The sequence below is a fragment of the Haemophilus sp. HMSC066A11 genome, assembly GCF_001811665.1.
Lineage (GTDB): Bacteria > Pseudomonadota > Gammaproteobacteria > Enterobacterales > Pasteurellaceae > Haemophilus > Haemophilus influenzae.
Map to the genome: position 1 here is coordinate 94,430 of NZ_KV805878.1, position 17,442 is coordinate 111,871.

Below are 17,442 nucleotides of genomic sequence, written 5' to 3' on the forward strand. Positions count from 1 at the left end.
GAATTCCGCCATTTTTTATCGACCTAAAGGAAAATGCTCATGCCTTTCTTCGACACTCACACGCATCTTGATTATCTCCAACAATTTACTGGGGAACCGTTGTCACAGCTTATTGATAATGCTAAGCAAGCCGATGTGCAAAAAATACTGGTTGTGGCGGTGAAAGAAGCTGATTTTAAAACAATCCAAAATATGACCGCACTTTTTCCTGATAATTTGTGCTATGGGCTTGGGCTCCATCCTCTTTATATTCAAGAACACGCCGAAAATGATTTGATTCTGTTAGAACAAGCCTTAAAAAATCGTGATGCAAATTGCACGGCAGTGGCAGAAATTGGTTTGGAACGCGCAATTCCCGATTTGCTCACCGATGAACTTTGGGCAAAGCAATGTCATTTTTTTGAAAGCCAACTTTATTTGGCAAAGCAATTTAATTTATCCGTCAATATTCACAGTCGAAAAACCCATGATCAAATTTTTACTTTTTTAAAACGTATTCCATTATCTAAACTTGGCGTCGTACACGGTTTTTCAGGAAGTTACGATCAAGCAAAACGCTTTGTTGATTTAGGTTATAAAATCGGGGTTGGCGGCACTATCACTTATGAACGCGCTAATAAAACTCGTCAAGCAATCGCGAAGTTGCCGCTTGATGCCTTAGTGTTGGAAACAGACAGTCCAGATATGCCTGTATTTGGTTTTCAAGGCCAACCTAATCGACCAGAACGTATTGTGGAAAGTTTTAAAGCCCTTTGCACCTTAAGAAATGAACCTGCTGAATTGATTAAAAAACTTACATGGAAAAATGCTTGCCAGATTTTTTCTTGATCCACGTCACATTACTGAAATTATTTTGAATTAAATTGCAGTATTCAATGGCTTAAAATCCATGGTGACATCGGGCAATTATGCCTCTTATTATTTAGCGCTTTTGCCTTCTGAAAATGGCGAAACTATTGATAACTGGGTGCTTCCACTTGGTACTCAAGGCTTAACTTTTGAAGCTGATAGCTGGAATAGCTTAGGTATGCGTAGCAATGTTTCTTGCTTTATGCGCATGACCGATATGCCATTAGATCGTAGCTGGCGTGTAGCGTGGAACTCTCCCCTAATTACATGTATGCCATGGCAACTGGAGCAAAGATGAAAGCGTATTATTGCGCGGGCCTTATACATCATTAGTGGATTTATTTGAATCAGCATTACCTGATATTTTAATGCTCGAATTTTCTACGCCAAGAGCAGGAGAATTAAGTTCGTTATTAGAAAGTGAAATATTAAGACAAAAATGTATTTTAGGCTTAGGCGTCATCAATCCTCGTTCTGATGAAGTGGAAACTGTAACACAAATTGTTCAGCGCGCAGAAAAAGCCTTAAATTACCTTCCACCAGAGCAAATATCAAAATTTCAGACAAAAAAATAGCCCCATTAAGGGGCAATCTTATCAATGCGCTAAAGTTACTTATAGCTTTAAACAACGATTAAATATGTTGGTTAATGAAGTTAGCCAATTGAGTTTTTGGTAATGCACCAACTTGAGTTGCAACAACTTGACCATTTTTAATCAATAATAATGTTGGGATACTACGAACACCAAATTGTGCTGGCGTTGCTTGGTTGTCGTCCACATTCATTTTCACGATTTTAACTTTACCAGAAAATTCAGGTGCAAGTTCATCTAACACTGGTGCAATCATTTTGCAAGGACCACACCAAGGTGCCCAAAAGTCTAATAAAACGGGGATATTTGAATTAACTACAACACTTTCAAAATCTGCGTCATTAATGTGTAATACTTCGCTCATTTTGTTTTCCTTATTTTGTGAATGGAATCCCTATATAAGGGCTTTTTTTAAACTTACAAGTGCGGTGCAGAATAACACCGTTTTAAAAAATGTAAACTAATCGTTTTAATTGCCAAAAACTAAGACGGCAAAACAATATTTTCACACACTTTACCCAATTTCAATTTATAAATGTTTGATAAAGTCACGTCTGCAATATTGGTTAGTGCTTCTTCGGTTAAAAACGCTTGGTGACCTGTTAGCAATACATTATGGCAAGAAGATAAACGGCGGAAAATATCATCTTGAATCACTTCGTTGGACTTATCTTCAAAGAATAAATCACGCTCATTCTCATAAACGTCCATACCTAACGCACCGATTTTGCGCTGTTTTAACGCATCAATTGCAGCTTGAGTATCAATCAAAGAACCGCGACTCGTATTAACGATCATCACGCCATCTTTCATTTTTGCAAAAGCCTCGCGATTTAATAAATGATAGTTTTCTGGCGTTGCTGGGCAATGAAGCGTAATCACATGAGATTTAGCATAAAGCTCATCTAATTCAACATATTGTCCACCAAGATCTTCCACCACTGGATTTTTAAAAGGATCGTACGCCAAGATATTCATGCCAAAACCTTTCAAAATTCGCATCACTGCGATCCCGATTTTTCCTGTTCCAATTACGCCGACTGTGCGTCCGTACATATTGAAACCAATTAACCCCTCAAGAGAGAAATTCGCTTCTCGGGTACGCTGATAAGCACGATGAATTCGACGGTTCAGAGTCATCATCAAACCGATGGTATGTTCCGCCACCGCTTCAGGCGAATAAGCTGGAACGCGGACGACTTGGATGCCTAATTCTTGAGCTGCTTTTAAATCAACATTATTGAAACCGGCACAGCGCAAAGCCACAATTTTCACACCAAGTGCGGCTAATTTTTCTAATACTTTTCGGCTACCATTATCATTCACGAAAATGCATACTACTTCGCAATGTTCTGCCAAACGCACAGTGCTCTCGTTCAGCATAAAATCAAAAAATTCTAAATCGAAATTATATTTCGCATTAATGAGCTCAATATATTTTCTGTCATAACTTTTAGTGCTATAGATTGCAATTTTCATGGTTTGCTCCAATTATTTTAAGTTTGCAAAAGCTTGTAATAAGTCCGCTTTAATATCTTCTACATCTTCAATACCGACTGAAAAACGCAACAAGGTATTAGTAATCCCACGAGCTACACGCTCGGTTTCTGGAATATCCATATGAGTTTGAGTGGCAGGATAAGTAATAAAACTTTCTGTGCCGCCTAGACTTTCTGCAAAAGTAATCAATTTAATGGATTTTAAGAATGTATTAACCCAAGCTTCATCTTGTAAACGGAAAGACAACATTCCACCTTTATTTGGATAAAGCACCGATTCCACTTGTGGTTGATCTTTTAAAAATTCCGCAATAGCTTGTGCATTTTCTTGATGGCGTTTCATACGCAAAGAAAGTGTCTTCATACCGCGAATAGTCAGCCAAGAATCAAAAGGAGAAAGCACCGCACCTGCACCATTTTGAATATAAGCAATGCGATCACAAAGTTCTTGCCCTTTTGCAACGATTAAACCAACAAGTGCATCATTATGACCAGCAATATATTTAGTCCCGCTGTGAATTACCACATCCGCACCTAAATCTAATGGGCGAGAAAGCACTGGCGTTAGAAACGTATTATCCACGATCAACATCAAATTATGTTTTTTCGCAAGTTTTGCAATTTCAACCACATCACATTCTTCCATTAAAGGATTCGATGGGGTTTCAATAAAAATCGCTTTCGTATTTGGGTTAATGGCAGCCTCAATTTCTGAAGCAGATGCTGTATTAACATAAACAGGTTTTACACTATTGTTATTTTTATAAGAAAAATCTAATAGTCGATAAGTACCACCATACACATCGCTAGAAACAATCCATTCATCTAGGGCGGTAAAAAGCGTCATCAAAACTTGAATTGCAGCCATACCAGAAGAAAACGCAAAGCCACGATCTCCATTCTCTAATTTAGCTATCGTTTCTTCTAATACTGTGCGAGTTGGATTTTTGGTACGTGTGTAATCAAATCCCGTACTTTCACCGATACCACAATGACCATAAGCCGTAGAAAGAAAAATTGGTGCAGAAACCGCGCCCGTACGCTCATCACTGCGATTGCCTGCTTGAGCTAATAAAGTATCAATAGCATATTGTTGTGTCATAACATCCTCTAAAAATAATGAAAAAATTGACCGCACTTTACGTGTTAAAAAACGTTTAGCATTTTGGCACAAAGGAAAAAGTGATAAAAGTAGAAATTAGAAAATTACATAAAATTTCATTTTTCCATCATTTTCTGTGATTTATTTGAACAAAATGAACTTTTTTTAAACGGTTAGACAATTTTTTTAAATCTGTAATTGACAGTTATCTGAATTTCCGTAAAATGCGCACCACTAACAGCGAATGCGGGAATAGCTCAGTTGGTAGAGCACGACCTTGCCAAGGTCGGGGTCGCGAGTTCGAGCCTCGTTTCCCGCTCCAATTCGTGGCGTGTTAGCAAAGCGGTTATGCACTGGATTGCAAATCCATGTAGCTCGGTTCGACTCCGGGACACGCCTCCATAATACGCAAATGTTAGTTGTCTATGTGCCCGAGTGGTGGAATCGGTAGACACAAGGGATTTAAAATCCCTCGCCTTTCGAGGCGTGCCAGTTCAAGTCTGGCTTCGGGCACCATCTAATTCCAAACCAATAATCAGTACCTAGTCCAATACTTAACTTTAATTTTTAATTATCGTTAGGTGAGGAATTATGGACTTCTCTTCTGTTTCTAAAAAACCTTATATTATTACTGTCGCTTGTACTAAAGGCGGTTCTGCAAAAAGTACAAATGCTGCCAATATTGGGGCGTTCTGCGCTGACCACGATTTAAGAACTCTTCTTATTGATACTGATACTCAACCAACCTTAAGCTCTTATTATGCTTTAACTGAAGAAGCTCCCGGTGGTATTTATGAGTTTTTAACCCGTCGTGATATTGAACCTTCCCATATCATTTCAAAAACATCCATTCCTAATTTGGATTTAATTCAATCAAATGATCCATCAAACAATGTAAGTCAAACTCTACGTAATGCCCCTGATGGTGCAATTCGATTTAGTCACTTAATTAAAAACATTGATAATTATGATGTTATTGTGGTTGATACTCGAGGTACTAGAGACATTACTGTCGATATGTCTGTCTTAGCAGCTGACATCCTATTCTGCCCTATTCTTCCACACATTCTTTCTGCGAAAGAATTTATCCGTGGAACTATCGGAATGTATCAAGATTTAGAAACCTTTGAATCATTTGGTTTCAAATTACCACCTCTCAAAGCTATCGCAAATTGCGTTGATAATACTAATGACGTGAAATTTGTACTCAATCAATTGCATGTCCTATTTGAAACCAATTTTGATGAAAGCAAAACCTTCCTTGATTTTTCAATCCCTGCGCATGTGGCATATAGAGAAGCTGCAACTTATTCATTGCCAGTTTATCGCCATAGCCAAGCTGAATATCCTGTTATCAAAGAACTGTGTTGCTTGTTACTCCCTCAATTTAAAACACTTTTTGATAAACCAATGAAAAAGGAAGGCTAATATGACTGATAAACTTATTGCTTCTATTGAAGCGGAAAGTGCGGTCATTGGTGCTCTCATTATTGATAATGACAAATTTGATGAGATCGCAACTTTACTGCGCTCTGATGATTTTTATGTCTCAGCTCATAAAGTATTGTTTGAAGGTGTTAGCCATCTATTAACACAAGGAAAACCCGCTGATATTTTAACTTTGGAGCAGTATTTCAAAGATAAAAAACTGATTGAGCAGATAGGGGGATTAGCATATCTAGCAGAAGTTATTCACAATACTCCTTCTGCATCAAATATCACTGCCTATGCTGAGATTATTTCTCGTTATAGCAAACAACGTCGTTTTTTGACCCTGGGCCAGTTTATTGTAACTGAAATGCAATCTTCAAAAGATGAAATTGAATTAACTTCTTTTGAGGAAAGTGTTGATAAGCAATATACCAATATTGTCATCGAACAAGAGACGGATGGTGTTGCTGATCTTAATGCAAGTTTCGAGCGAATCCTTTCTCGCATGGAAACGTCCTCTATTAATGCCGATCCAGTTAGTGGAACACCAACAGGCATTATTGAATTAGATAGAGCAACAACAGGCGGTCAACCAGGAGAACTTATCATTATTGCAGCTCGTCCAGCAATGGGTAAAACAACCTTTGCACAAACAATTGCCGCAAGTACGTTAGATAAATTTCCTGACAGCCCTATCCAATTTTACAGTCAAGAAATGCCAGCTGATCAACTATTAGAACGTTTTATGGCAATGCGCTCTCGCGTCAGCTTGCAATCTATTCGTCAAGCGACTGAGCTTGAAGAGGAAGAATGGACTCGCCTTGCTAATGCAATGGGGACAATTAAAAAAGACTGGAAAGGTCGTTTGTTAATTGATGATGAAGCTTCTTTAACACCTCATCGTTTACGCGCCAAAGTACGTAAAAACACTCGTCTATACGGCAAACCTAAAGCGATTTTCATTGATTATATCCAACTAATGAGAACTGGAAATAAAACTGAAAATCGCAATTTAGAACTTGCCGAAATATCCAATGATTTAAAGAAATTAGCCAAAGAAACTGGATGCCCAATTTATGCATTATCTCAACTAAACCGAGGTTTAGAAAATCGAGCTAATAAGCGTCCAATCAATGCCGACTTACGTGACTCCGGCTCTCTTGAACAAGATGCTGATGTCATCATTCATCTTTATAGAGATGAAATCTATAACCCTGACACAGAAGATAAAGGCATTGCGGAAATCATCATTGGTAAACAGCGTAATGGCCCGTTAGCCACAGTAAAAACACTGTTTCAAGGTCAATACAGCATTTTTGAGAATTTAACGACACAGGATAGATATTATGAATAATCCATTTATTGCTAAAAATAAAAAACAACAAAGTCAATTAGACGCGATTGCGAAAGGATTAAATGTTCAACCTATTAATAATCAGTCTGCTGCTTATCAAACAACAACAGCAACACATTATCCTGCGCAATCTAAATACATTACCGTTACGTTAGATAAATTACGCCCTTATGAACACAACCCTCGTAAGACACGTAATCCTAACTTTGAAATGATTAAAGAGTCAATTCGTCGTCGTGGTCTTGATCATAAACCAAATATCACTCAACGACCTGGTGAACCTTTTTATATCATCGCTGACGGTGGGAATACTCGTATTCAAGCATTAAAAGAACTGTTTACAGAGACTCAAGATCAACGTTTTTGGTCTATTGAATGCTTATATAAACCCTGGAAAGGTGGAAGTGCTGATAGTGTAGAAGCGGAATTAGATTTGCTTATTGGTCATTTAATTGAAAATGATACACGTGCAGACTTAACCTTTATTGAGAAAGCCTTGGGCATCCAGCAAGCGAAAGAATACTATGAGCAAAAGTTAGGAAAATCCCTTTCTTCTCGCGAGCTTTCAAGTGAGTTAGAACATGATGGATACATTATTGCTAATACAACAGTAGCAAAAATGGAACGCTGTATTAATTTCCTATACCCATACATTCCTGATGTGCTATTTAATGGGCTGGGACATGCGCCAATTGATAAATTGCTTGCGATTCGTAATAACGCCTTAGCCATTTGGCAAAATTATCAATTTGAATTAGATGTTTCTTTCGATGAAATTTGGGGAAATAGCTTATCTCGCTGTAACGACGATCAGCCATTCCATATTAAAACTTTCCAAGATTATCTTATTGATGAAATGTCATCCATGTTAGGTGATCGTGTGAGTTATGAAGTCCTTTATCTTGAAATTGATCTCGATGAGCAAAAATTCAAGAAAATGGCGCAAAAACAACACGAAATACAGCAAAGCGTACAAGAAAGCATCCAAGATGTTCAAGCGTTTAATACACCACAGCCACAAGAAACCGCATTAGATACATTATCTCAACCTAGTGTAGTCACTACTCCAAAAATGACTACTACTGAAAAAAAATCAATACCTGCGCCAGTATTAAAGCAAGCAAGTGTTGAAATTTCTCCTTCATTTGAGGATGAAGCAGATAATAAAACAGAGGATGAAGAGTTTGATGAAACTAATGCTAATTCAGAAGGGCTTTCTTTTGATTTTGCTAAAAATTTAACTCAACAATTTGGCATTACTCCTGGCATGAGCATTCAGGAGCAACGCCAACAACGTGCAGAAGAAAATGGATTAGGCTTTGCTTGCGTAGGCCGTCAGCCAGTTGATGATATTTGGAAAATTTATCCTGGTCGTCAGCATAAAGTAGAAGCTTATTCACTAGCACTCGACATTGCGGAAAGTGTTGGATTAACTGACTACATTGAACATGTAGTAAAAGAGCCTGTTGATTACACTTACCGCGTAAAACCATTAGATAAAGATGTGAGCGGTGTAGCACAGATGTGTTATGACTTCTTAAATTTATTACAAACAGATGTGCACCCACAGACATCTTTCACCTTATTACCGGAATATTTACTCAATACTCAAGAAATTGATGATACCACGCTAGTTAAATTATTCCGTTTAATTCGCCTCGTTCGCTATATTCGTTCAGAAGGAGATGCATAATGAGCATGTTCAGCAATTTAAACCAAGTGGTATTGAATGAGATTTTGGTTAATTTACAAGAAGGCAATATCAATGTTTGCCGGAACTATGGTTTCTCAAAACAAGAATTGCAAGAAATTGAAAAACTCAGCACAGAGGAAGTTTATGAACTGGCTAACACCAAAGCTCCCTTTGCCAAAGTTGAAATTAATCACGATGCATTTTGGCGATTGGTGGCTCGAGTACGCATGTCGTCACAAGAACGTCGCCTTATTGATCGCGCATTAATGTTAGGTGCATCCATCCAAATGCTCAATTCCTACTTCGGCTTAACCACTTCAAAAGTATCTGCTCGTCGTAGCCTACTTGGAAAACAAGAACCAATGGGACGTAAGCCAGCTGCAACCGAAGAGGAAGAAAAATTAATTTGGGACTTATGGCAAGAGCATAAAGGTGATGTTCAAACAATTGAATCAACAGAAGGACTAGAGCTGTTAATTTTAATTGCGGAAGAAACCGGTATTAATTTAACTGAAATTTGGAAACTTGTTAGCCGCTGGAATGCAGCTTAAAAAACATAACGCCCAACCTAGTGCGTTACGTTAAGTTGGGCGTTATTCATATCGTTAGTAAGGAACTTGGGAAAGTTCATTGGCTATTGTAAAGATGTTTAAGCACATTGCAACAATAAAAATAAAATATTCTCAGAGAGAATTAAATTATGGAAACAAAATTACAAGAGCATGGGTTGCTCTTTTTTGGCAACCAGCATGAAACAGTTCCAACCCGTTTGCTATTTGATCCTTATTTAACATCAAGAGCAAAATTGGCATGGCAACTTATAAAATACAAAGCAAGAGAATTTCAATCAGGCATGTTCCCATCATACGAAGTGCTTGCAAAATTACTTTCAGATAAACCTTATGATGAAGCAGAACTCTCGCGTAAGCTAGTTAGCCAAACGTTGTTATTACTTAGATTAACTCGTTGGCTAACACTTTGTGAAACTGTACGTAATGAGCAAGGTCAAGTATTGGGTAATTTTTACATCCTTCATGATGAACCTATGCCAATCATTGATACGATTCAATTAAACCATGATTACATCGCACTCCTTGAAAAATCCATTCAGCATCGAGATAACTTTGTGCGAGGTGTAGCAAACCATATTGTAGAAAACCTGCTCTCGGATAATACTCAGTGGCATTATATTTCTCACATTGACTGGATGCGAGCTCGCCTTCAAGACTATCAAAAACGTCCAAAAATGGATATTTCAGAGCAAGAAGAATCAACATTTATTCAAGAAAACCTACTAAGTTCCAATAAGGAACTCTGTGAAAAAACAGGGGAACTCAGTAAAAATCACCTTAGTTCCAAAATGGAACTCAGCAAAATCAAACAGAGTTCCAAAAGGGAACTCAGTGCCCAAAATAATGATAAGTCATTGATTTCAGGCTTAGTTCCAAAAGGGAACTCAGGTTTTTCACAGTACAGTACAGGTACTAGTATTTATATAAATACGTACTGTACTGGTAATGCGGATGAAATTGACTGGCCGACTAATATTCAGTTTTCATCATTGGAAAAAACAGCAATTATGCAAGCAATGCGTGGACTTGATTTAGGAATCTGTAAAGCGATTTTATTTGAGCTAGAACAGCGTGTGGCAAAAGGTGAAGTGAAAAAACCACAAGGCTATGTAGTGACATTAATCCAACGTGCACACCGTGGTGAATTTAAACCATATTTGTATGAACAATTTTTGGCTACACAAGCGCAATCATTATCATCAAAAAATCGGTTATCACAACATGATGAAACTAGCTTAGTTAATAATGTGAAAGCCGATAGCACAATAAAACCAATGCGAGTGCAATCTGAAGAAGAGCGAAAAGCGAGAGCTGATCGCATTCGACAATTTAAGGCTTCAATTTGCAATTGAATAAGCTGTATAAAAAGTGAATAGTGTAGAAGGGTTCTACAAAGTACAAAATTTAACCACTGTAAAGGGACTTTACAAAGTACAAATTTTAACCAGTGTGCGGGGACTGCACAGTGAACAAAAATTAACCACTGTGCTAGGGTTGCACAGTGAACAAAAATTAACCACTGTCCAGGGGCTGGACAAAGTACAAATTTTAACCAAATGATAAAAGGTGACATAACATGACAACAACATACAACCAACAGCTTGGGCCGTTACGCAGTGAGATTACATTTACGCTTCATACTCAGTATGCAACACGTCTTTGGAATGGTCGTGACTTAGTTAAAAATGAAGCCGGGGAAGTCGTTACATCATCAATTCTCAGTATTCCTAATGCTCTATCTCTATTGAGTCAAATTCAGCAAGCTGCCGAACAAGATGATCCTTATGCTGATGATTATCTTCTTCGTTTTGAACAAAAAGTATTAGGGTTTCGTAAAGAAATGCAAGATATGACCTGGAGAATGGTTAATCTCTACAGTGAGAAAATTCCTGAAAACTTTCAAATTGAGCGTTGTGCCAATATTGCTCCGATTCAATACCCTATTTTTGTGAATACTCAGCTGGGTTATCAATTATTGTATCTTTTGGCTGACTTTGATTCGTTAGCTCGTACAGTGATGACCGCTTCACATATTGCATTACTTACAAAAGATGATGCGTATGATTGGTTAGAATCCGGAGCTAAATTAATTCGTCGTGCATTTGGTGTGCTTGAGAATTACAGAAATTCCGGTATTACACGCCAAGATGCGCTTGAAAATAACGCTCGCTATCAAGCTGCTGTAAAACGTATGAAATATACCTTAACGCCTGACGTGCTTTCCGGTACAACACGTGCAACATTTGCTCCAACAATTAAAAAATCATCACTTGCTGAATCAGATGATAATGGCTCTGTTGAAGTCCAAATTACAGCAAATAAAACTGAATAATGGAGATTGGGATTATGGATAACGTGCTCATTCCTTCTGATATGTATAAACAATTAGGACGCACAACCCCACTTAATGACTCGCTGAAACAGTTATTCAGTGAGTTAGACTCAGTGCAACAGTATGAATTACTAGCTGAATCCCTTGCTACAGTCCGTGAAGCTTTAATGTTGCAGCAGAATGAAATGTTGCAGAACGTTCGTAAAAGTGAACTTAGTGTATTACCTATTCACATGATCCGAGATAAAGCTTCATCATCCGGTGGGACGTTTTTACGCTGGCGCAGTTTTCAAGCCTCTAAGACTGGTGATGCTGTGTTAAATCCGGTATTTAATAATCCTCAGTTATCTTCAGACTTACGACAAAAACTTGTCTCAGCTGAGAAAGAACGCATTTTGATTAATCTGCAGGTCTCCGTACTAAATTTTATGATGAGACAGGTATCAAGTGCGGTAGATAAAATTAAAGAGATAGAAGATCATTTATAACATTCACATTTGTGAACGTTGGATCTTCTAGTTTGTAATCGGCTAATTTATATAGTTTGTGATCGGCTCACTAAAAGGCCTTTTAAAGGTAAGGGGACAAGCCCCTTACCTTAACGAAAAAAAGCCTTTGCCTTTCGTGGTTGTGTTAAAAAATCTCTGTGTTTTTTACTGAATTTACCCTTAAGGATTAGATGTAAAAAATGCACAATCTTGACAGTTAATTTTGTGATTTAGGAGAAATCAATATGGCTGGAATTAATAAAGTAATTATCGTGGGACATTTAGGTAATGATCCTGAAATGCGAAGCATGCCGAATGGTGAAGCAGTTGCAAATATCAGTGTAGCAACTAGCGAAGCTTGGACGGATAAAAACACCGGTGAACGTCGTGAAGTGACTGAATGGCATCGAATCGTTTTTTATCGCAAATTAGCTGAAATTTGCGGCCAATATCTCAAGAAAGGAGCGCAAGTTTATATTGAAGGACGCTTGCGTACTCGTAAATGGCAAGATCAAAACGGGCAAGATCGTTATACCACGGAAATCCAAGGTGATGTAATGCAAATGTTAGGTACTCGCCCTCAAAGTGCAGATGGTGCAAATAATTCTCAGCCAATGCCACAACAAGATGCATCGGCAAATGCTTTTGATGATTCAATACCATTCTGAACTCAATATAATTAAGGTTAATCGTGATGAAAAAAATAATTTTTGTTTTATCTGCCGTCGCTGCTTTAAGTGGTTGTGCTGAATTAAACTCATTGAATGATGCGGTTGGTAATGTTGCAGGTCAACTCAGCAGTGTTCTTGGCGGGGGGAATAGTTCCTCTAGTTCTTCCGGTGTGGCTTACACTCAAAGTTCTCGTTCTCATCGCTATAACGTAGAGGATTCAATTACATCATCTAAAAATATTGACTCTCTTTACGTAAAAATTAAACGTAATTTAAAATTCAAAACACGGGAGGAAGCATTAAGTGGATTATCCGGGTATGAGCGTCAACGTTACGAATCGCTTTTAGATGAAGAAGGACATGCTCATGAAGCGACTCCTGGGGTCTATTATCACATGGCAAATAGCTATGTTGGCGGTCGAAAAATTGACATAACGCTTGCAAAAGAGGATGGCAAGGTTAGAATTTCCTGGATTGCATCCTCAAATGAATCTGATTTTGCTCAATTTGTTAAATCAGAAGTGATAAAAGCAATTAAATAATACGACAACATAAACATAGTGTAGGTAATCAATACCTCATTCTCCTTTGCCCCAACCTTAGTGGGGCTTTTTTTATTTCAGGTGTTTTTAAATTTCGATACCGATAATAATGATTATTTTGTATGATAGATAACGAAACAAATTTGTTTTTTGAGATCCATCCAAACTTTTCCTTTTCCTCATATTGTTTAATATCTCAAACGTTTACCCCTTGGCTACAAGGGGTATTTTTCTCCTGTAATTGCAAAAAATAAATTAAGTGGCTCAAAATGAAGTGAAGATAATGGGCTTGCATACTTTGACAGAATTTTAGCTTTCTCTTTATGGTTTCTAACCAAAATAGGAAACTCCTTTACACCATTTGCAAGCAACCAAAGCGTTCTTGTCATACCATCATTAAGACTACAGCTTATTTCTCCATCTTTAATATGAACATTTACATCTGCAAGTGGAACTGGAGAATCCATACTTTTAGCAAATCCGTTTTCAGCATGATGAAACTTATAATCTTTTCTCCATGTTGACTCATCGCCCGCACATGTATTTTTATCTACCTCATACGGTGATCGCTGCCATAAAGAAAGAAACTTTTGAGCATCTACGATGACAATCATGTTCTCTTGATTAGCCATATTTTCAATATGCTGTGGATAACGCATATACACGACTTTCTGCTCTCTCGTTTTCATTCTAAAAATAATATATCTATCTCGACCTGAATATCTAAGCGTATCAACCATCACTCCAATTGATGAAGGGGTCAGTTTTATCATGATTTACTCCTCAGTTTAAAAAGAATTCCTAATTGTGGTTTATCTTATTACATCGAAAATATCTCTCAAATATCAATGAGAGAAAACATCATGAAATTATTTTTATGTGAAAAACCATCACAAGGCAATGATATTGCAAAAGTATTAGGTGCGACAAAGCGTGGTGAGGGTTGTTTATCAACACCTGACGGTCAGCTTACAGTTACCTGGGGAATTGGTCATCTAGTAGAGCAATTTAATCCTGAAGAATATGATCCTGCCTTTAAAAAGTGGGCATTTGAGACCTTGCCAATTATCCCGGGTAAATGGGGGCTTTCACCTAAAAAAGAAACAAAAAAACAGTTCAATGTCGTCATGAAACTTATCAAACAAGCTAAACTTGTTGTCATTGCAACCGATATTGATAGAGAGGGCGAAACTATAGCAAGAGAATTGCTGGATTTGGCAGGATTTCGAGGGCAAATAAAACGCCTTTGGTTGTCTGCACTAGATGATACCAGTATTCGCAAAGCCTTGGGCGCACTTAAAAATAATGAGGAGACACTACCTCTTTACTATGCGGGACTTGCACGTAGTCGAGCTGATTGGCTTATTGGTATGAATTTCTCTCGTCTCTATACCTTATTAGCGCAACAACAAGGGTATCAAGGGAAACCTTTAAGTGTTGGTCGGGTACAAACTCCAACATTAAGCTTGGTTGTTAATCGTGACCGTGAGATAAAAAACTTCATTCCTAAGCAACATTTTGCTTTGCAAGTAATGCTTTCTGATGGAAATCAGCATTTTGCTACGCAATATGTTATTCCGGAGCAATATTGTGATCCTGATGGACTTTGTTTGTCTGCCCAAGTTATACAAGCAGCAAATCAGCAAATTCGCCAATTTGGCCAAGCGAAAGTGGAATCAGTTGAAACTAAACGTGAAAGACAAAATGCCCCACTTTGCTTTGCATTAAGTGACTTACAATCAGAAGCTAACCGCCTTTATGGACTGGGTGCGCAAAGAGTATTGGATATAGCTCAATCACTTTATGAGACTCACAAAGCGACAACCTATCCTAGAACAGATTGTGGTTATTTACCGGAGTCTCAGTTTGCAGAAGCGCCTCAAATTATCCAATGTTTGTTGCAATCCGATAATCGATTACACCCCCTTGCAGGTATGTTAAACCTTAATCAAAAATCACGAGTTTGGAATGATAAAAAAATTACTGCTCACCATGGCATTATTCCGACTATGATTAAAGCTGATATTAGCAAAATGTCTGATGAAGAATTAAAGCTCTATGATCTCATACGTCGTCGTTATTTAGCTCAATTCTTACCTGTTTCTGAAACAGATAAGACACAAATTATTTTGAAGTGCGGTCAACATATATTAAGTGCACGTGGGAATGTGCTTATTGCTCCAGGTTGGAAAATTCTATTTGGCAAATCACTTGATGAAGATGATGACGCACCTCAAGCCTTGCCGACGTTAAAGCAAGGACAAATCTGTCAGATTTCTGATTCAGAAATAAAAACCTTACAAACATCACCACCTAATCACTTCACGGAAGGTACATTGCTCACCGCAATGAAAAATGCAGCTCGCTTTGTAACTGATGAGCGTTTAAAACAACGCTTACGAGAAACTGAAGGGCTTGGAACAGAAGCTACTCGGGCGGGAACGATTCAAGGTTTGATTGATAAAGGTTTCTTGAAAAAGAAAGGTAAATCACTATTAGCGACAGATGAAGCAATGACGCTAATTGATAATTTACCTCAGATGTTAAAAGATCCGGGTTTAACCGCACTTTGGGAGCAAGCGCTCAATCAAATTGCTGAAAGAACGCTTTCGCTAGAAGTGTTTATGCAAAAACAAGAAGTCTTTGTGCGGCATTTGATGGCTGATTGCCTTAAAAAGGGAATGAGTTTGGGGAATATTGAAATTCGTAAATGCCCTAAGTGCGGTGCACCAATGATTAAAAGAAATGGTAAAAATGGGGCTTTTTTTGGGTGTTCTGCTTATCCAAATTGCCAACATATTGAAAATATTGATAGCAAGAAGAATACTAAAAGTACAAAAAATTTAAAGAAAAAGTCGAGTAAAAGTGTGAGTGAGCAAATTTCATCTTTACGAAGCTTATTGAACTAGGATTTAAGCGCCTGTGAATGGCGAGCCCTCAAAAATAGTGCTATACTAAAGCCTTCGTAAGACCGTTCGTGAATTGTCGGTTATCAATTCACACTAGCCAAAAATGATTCCAGCACGCTGAAAGGAATTTCTCACATTGATTAACGCTCCTTGTGAGGTGTGCCACCTAGTTAATCAGAGTAATGATGGAGTAACGCCCCAATTTACTCTCGACTTTTCAAATCGCTGGCCATTGCGGATTTTTAAAGTGTATTGCAAAGTGCATTTTGAAAATTCGCAATGGCTTGCTACTTTTTCCTTACCGGAGCCCACCGGTGAAACAATGGGTGCCCTTTGTGTCAATTTGATGCCACAGATATAACCGATTGATGGCCACAAAGTAATCGGATAAGGCGAGCCGTAAAAATCCGTATATGGTAACGAACGTATCAGTATTTTTATGAATCAAATTAGTTTGGCCTACTTAATTTTTATTTAATCAATCTATAGTCAAAACTATAAGGTCATTCAGGAAACTGGGTGACCTTTTCTTTTGACTAAAATATCTCCAAATAGAATTTTTAATTTTTTATACATTTAAGGTTTGCTTTAGATTTTAATAACAACAGTTTTTAAGGTGCTGTGAAAACAGCCTTTAAGAAGTTGCACGATTCTTGAGAAGCAACGCCTTGCCTTAGCGCAAGTAGAATCATAGCCAAAATTTTTTCCAGCACACTGAAAGGAGAATCTACGAATAATTCGTAGGTGTGCCACCTTAAACTACCCTTAACCTAAAATAAGATTACTTATTCTAGTTTAATCACAATTTAACCCTTGGCGGGAAACATTTTTCCCGTGTTGGGTAAGGATGTTTCTCCGCTTTTTTACTACTTAGGAGAAACATTATGTCTACTCAAAACGCACAACCAAAATATTTCAATCTTCATACTTCTGGCATTGGTTATTTAAGCGATATTCGCGAAATCAAGCCGAAAAAAGGAGATGCATTTTGGGCTTGTCGAATTGCTGCTCTTACAGGTTCTTCCGATTCTCCGGAATATCGTTTTTTTGATATGAACGTATCCGGTGAAGAAACTGTAAATTTAATCAAACGCTGTCAAGAAGCTGTTGAAGCTAAGAAAAAAGTCTTGGTTTCCTTTGTAATGAGTGATTTGTGGTATGACACATTCACTTATTCAAAAGATAGCGAATATCACAAAAAAGGTGATACTGGCGTGTCGATTAAAGGACGACTCTATCGTATTAACTTTATTAAAGTTGATGGTGAGTTGAAATATCAAGCAAAACGCCAAGATGAGCAAGGGAATGACTAACCTATAAACTGATGAAAGCCAACAACAAAATTTGTTGGCTTTTTCTTTACCCTGAAGGGGAAACTCCCCTTATGGGTGGTTTCTCCTTTTTTAT

The 17,442-nt window shown here is 37.8% G+C and carries 18 protein-coding genes and 3 tRNA genes; 17 read left to right on the forward strand and 4 right to left on the reverse strand.

Features of this window, described 5'->3' with window-relative positions:
* Positions 1 to 39 precede the first annotated feature (39 nt).
* From HMPREF2813_RS07260 to HMPREF2813_RS07270, 3 genes are all read left to right on the forward strand, one after another.
* The gene (locus HMPREF2813_RS07260; protein WP_011961819.1) at positions 40 to 828 is read left to right on the forward strand and encodes a TatD family hydrolase; all 789 of its coding nucleotides are present in this window, start codon (positions 40 to 42) and stop codon (positions 826 to 828) included.
* 61 nt (positions 829 to 889) lie between these two features.
* Positions 890 to 1,147: a hypothetical protein gene (locus HMPREF2813_RS07265; protein ID WP_005672297.1), complete on the forward strand. Its 258-nt coding sequence runs from the start codon at positions 890 to 892 to the stop codon at positions 1,145 to 1,147.
* A gap of 34 nt (positions 1,148 to 1,181) precedes the next feature.
* Positions 1,182 to 1,424 carry a uroporphyrinogen decarboxylase/cobalamine-independent methonine synthase family protein gene (locus HMPREF2813_RS07270; RefSeq protein WP_224057370.1) on the forward strand — a complete coding sequence of 81 codons (243 nt, stop codon included), beginning with the start codon at positions 1,182 to 1,184 and terminating at the stop codon, positions 1,422 to 1,424.
* 58 nt (positions 1,425 to 1,482) lie between these two features.
* On the opposite strand, the gene trxA is transcribed toward HMPREF2813_RS07270, so the two are convergent.
* The 3 genes from trxA to HMPREF2813_RS07285 form a co-directional block, all read right to left on the reverse strand.
* Complete coding sequence (gene trxA / locus HMPREF2813_RS07275; RefSeq protein ID WP_005663182.1) at positions 1,483 to 1,806, reverse strand: thioredoxin; 324 nt, start codon at positions 1,804 to 1,806, stop codon at positions 1,483 to 1,485.
* 119 nt (positions 1,807 to 1,925) lie between these two features.
* Positions 1,926 to 2,921 (reverse strand): 2-hydroxyacid dehydrogenase, encoded by a 996-nt coding sequence (locus tag HMPREF2813_RS07280; protein ID WP_014550599.1) that lies wholly within the window; start codon positions 2,919 to 2,921, stop codon positions 1,926 to 1,928.
* A gap of 12 nt (positions 2,922 to 2,933) precedes the next feature.
* On the reverse strand, positions 2,934 to 4,043 hold the full coding sequence (locus HMPREF2813_RS07285; RefSeq protein ID WP_011961816.1) for a methionine biosynthesis PLP-dependent protein: 1,110 nt from the start codon (positions 4,041 to 4,043) through the stop codon (positions 2,934 to 2,936).
* 246 nt (positions 4,044 to 4,289) lie between these two features.
* Between HMPREF2813_RS07285 and HMPREF2813_RS07290 the strand changes: the two genes are divergently transcribed.
* The 12 genes from HMPREF2813_RS07290 to HMPREF2813_RS07350 all read left to right on the forward strand — a co-directional run bounded on the left by HMPREF2813_RS07290 (position 4,290) and on the right by HMPREF2813_RS07350 (position 13,126).
* Positions 4,290 to 4,365: transfer RNA gene (locus HMPREF2813_RS07290), tRNA-Gly, on the forward strand.
* Positions 4,366 to 4,371: 6 nt separating this feature from the next.
* Positions 4,372 to 4,445: transfer RNA gene (locus HMPREF2813_RS07295), tRNA-Cys, on the forward strand.
* A gap of 27 nt (positions 4,446 to 4,472) precedes the next feature.
* Positions 4,473 to 4,559: transfer RNA gene (locus HMPREF2813_RS07300), tRNA-Leu, on the forward strand.
* Between the two features lie 75 nt (positions 4,560 to 4,634).
* Entirely contained in the window at positions 4,635 to 5,471 is an 837-nt protein-coding gene (locus HMPREF2813_RS07305; RefSeq protein ID WP_070647029.1) for a ParA family protein, read from the forward strand.
* Between the two features lies 1 nt (position 5,472).
* Positions 5,473 to 6,828 (forward strand): replicative DNA helicase, encoded by a 1,356-nt coding sequence (gene dnaB, locus HMPREF2813_RS07310; protein WP_012564920.1) that lies wholly within the window; start codon positions 5,473 to 5,475, stop codon positions 6,826 to 6,828.
* A complete protein-coding gene (locus HMPREF2813_RS07315) occupies positions 6,821 to 8,521 on the forward strand; it encodes a ParB family protein (RefSeq protein WP_065286029.1) in 1,701 nt (566 codons plus the stop codon). The genes dnaB and HMPREF2813_RS07315 overlap by 8 nt, the downstream gene beginning before the upstream one ends.
* A complete protein-coding gene (locus HMPREF2813_RS07320; RefSeq protein ID WP_005653590.1) occupies positions 8,521 to 9,072 on the forward strand; it encodes a DUF2857 domain-containing protein in 552 nt (183 codons plus the stop codon). The genes HMPREF2813_RS07315 and HMPREF2813_RS07320 overlap by 1 nt, the downstream gene beginning before the upstream one ends.
* Before the next feature lie 149 nt (positions 9,073 to 9,221).
* Complete coding sequence (locus HMPREF2813_RS07325) at positions 9,222 to 10,445, forward strand: STY4528 family pathogenicity island replication protein (protein ID WP_070647031.1); 1,224 nt, start codon at positions 9,222 to 9,224, stop codon at positions 10,443 to 10,445.
* A 224-nt stretch (positions 10,446 to 10,669) separates the two neighbouring features.
* Positions 10,670 to 11,425 carry a PFL_4669 family integrating conjugative element protein gene (locus HMPREF2813_RS07335; RefSeq protein ID WP_005667775.1) on the forward strand — a complete coding sequence of 252 codons (756 nt, stop codon included), beginning with the start codon at positions 10,670 to 10,672 and terminating at the stop codon, positions 11,423 to 11,425.
* Positions 11,426 to 11,439: 14 nt separating this feature from the next.
* The gene (locus HMPREF2813_RS07340; RefSeq protein ID WP_005653583.1) at positions 11,440 to 11,913 is read left to right on the forward strand and encodes a DUF3158 family protein; all 474 of its coding nucleotides are present in this window, start codon (positions 11,440 to 11,442) and stop codon (positions 11,911 to 11,913) included.
* 245 nt (positions 11,914 to 12,158) lie between these two features.
* Positions 12,159 to 12,581 carry a single-stranded DNA-binding protein gene (locus HMPREF2813_RS07345; RefSeq protein WP_005687556.1) on the forward strand — a complete coding sequence of 141 codons (423 nt, stop codon included), beginning with the start codon at positions 12,159 to 12,161 and terminating at the stop codon, positions 12,579 to 12,581.
* A gap of 26 nt (positions 12,582 to 12,607) precedes the next feature.
* Positions 12,608 to 13,126 (forward strand): membrane lipoprotein lipid attachment site-containing protein, encoded by a 519-nt coding sequence (locus tag HMPREF2813_RS07350; protein WP_005687559.1) that lies wholly within the window; start codon positions 12,608 to 12,610, stop codon positions 13,124 to 13,126.
* A 215-nt stretch (positions 13,127 to 13,341) separates the two neighbouring features.
* Here the strand turns inward: HMPREF2813_RS07350 and HMPREF2813_RS07355 are convergent, their stop codons facing one another.
* Positions 13,342 to 13,899 carry a plasmid fertility inhibition factor family protein gene (locus HMPREF2813_RS07355; RefSeq protein ID WP_011271830.1) on the reverse strand — a complete coding sequence of 186 codons (558 nt, stop codon included), beginning with the start codon at positions 13,897 to 13,899 and terminating at the stop codon, positions 13,342 to 13,344.
* 90 nt (positions 13,900 to 13,989) lie between these two features.
* On the opposite strand from HMPREF2813_RS07355, the gene HMPREF2813_RS07360 reads away from it, so the two are divergent.
* Complete coding sequence (locus HMPREF2813_RS07360; protein ID WP_014326561.1) at positions 13,990 to 16,035, forward strand: DNA topoisomerase III; 2,046 nt, start codon at positions 13,990 to 13,992, stop codon at positions 16,033 to 16,035.
* 884 nt (positions 16,036 to 16,919) lie between these two features.
* On the forward strand, positions 16,920 to 17,348 hold the full coding sequence (locus HMPREF2813_RS07365; RefSeq protein WP_011271832.1) for an STY4534 family ICE replication protein: 429 nt from the start codon (positions 16,920 to 16,922) through the stop codon (positions 17,346 to 17,348).
* Positions 17,349 to 17,442 lie beyond the last annotated feature (94 nt).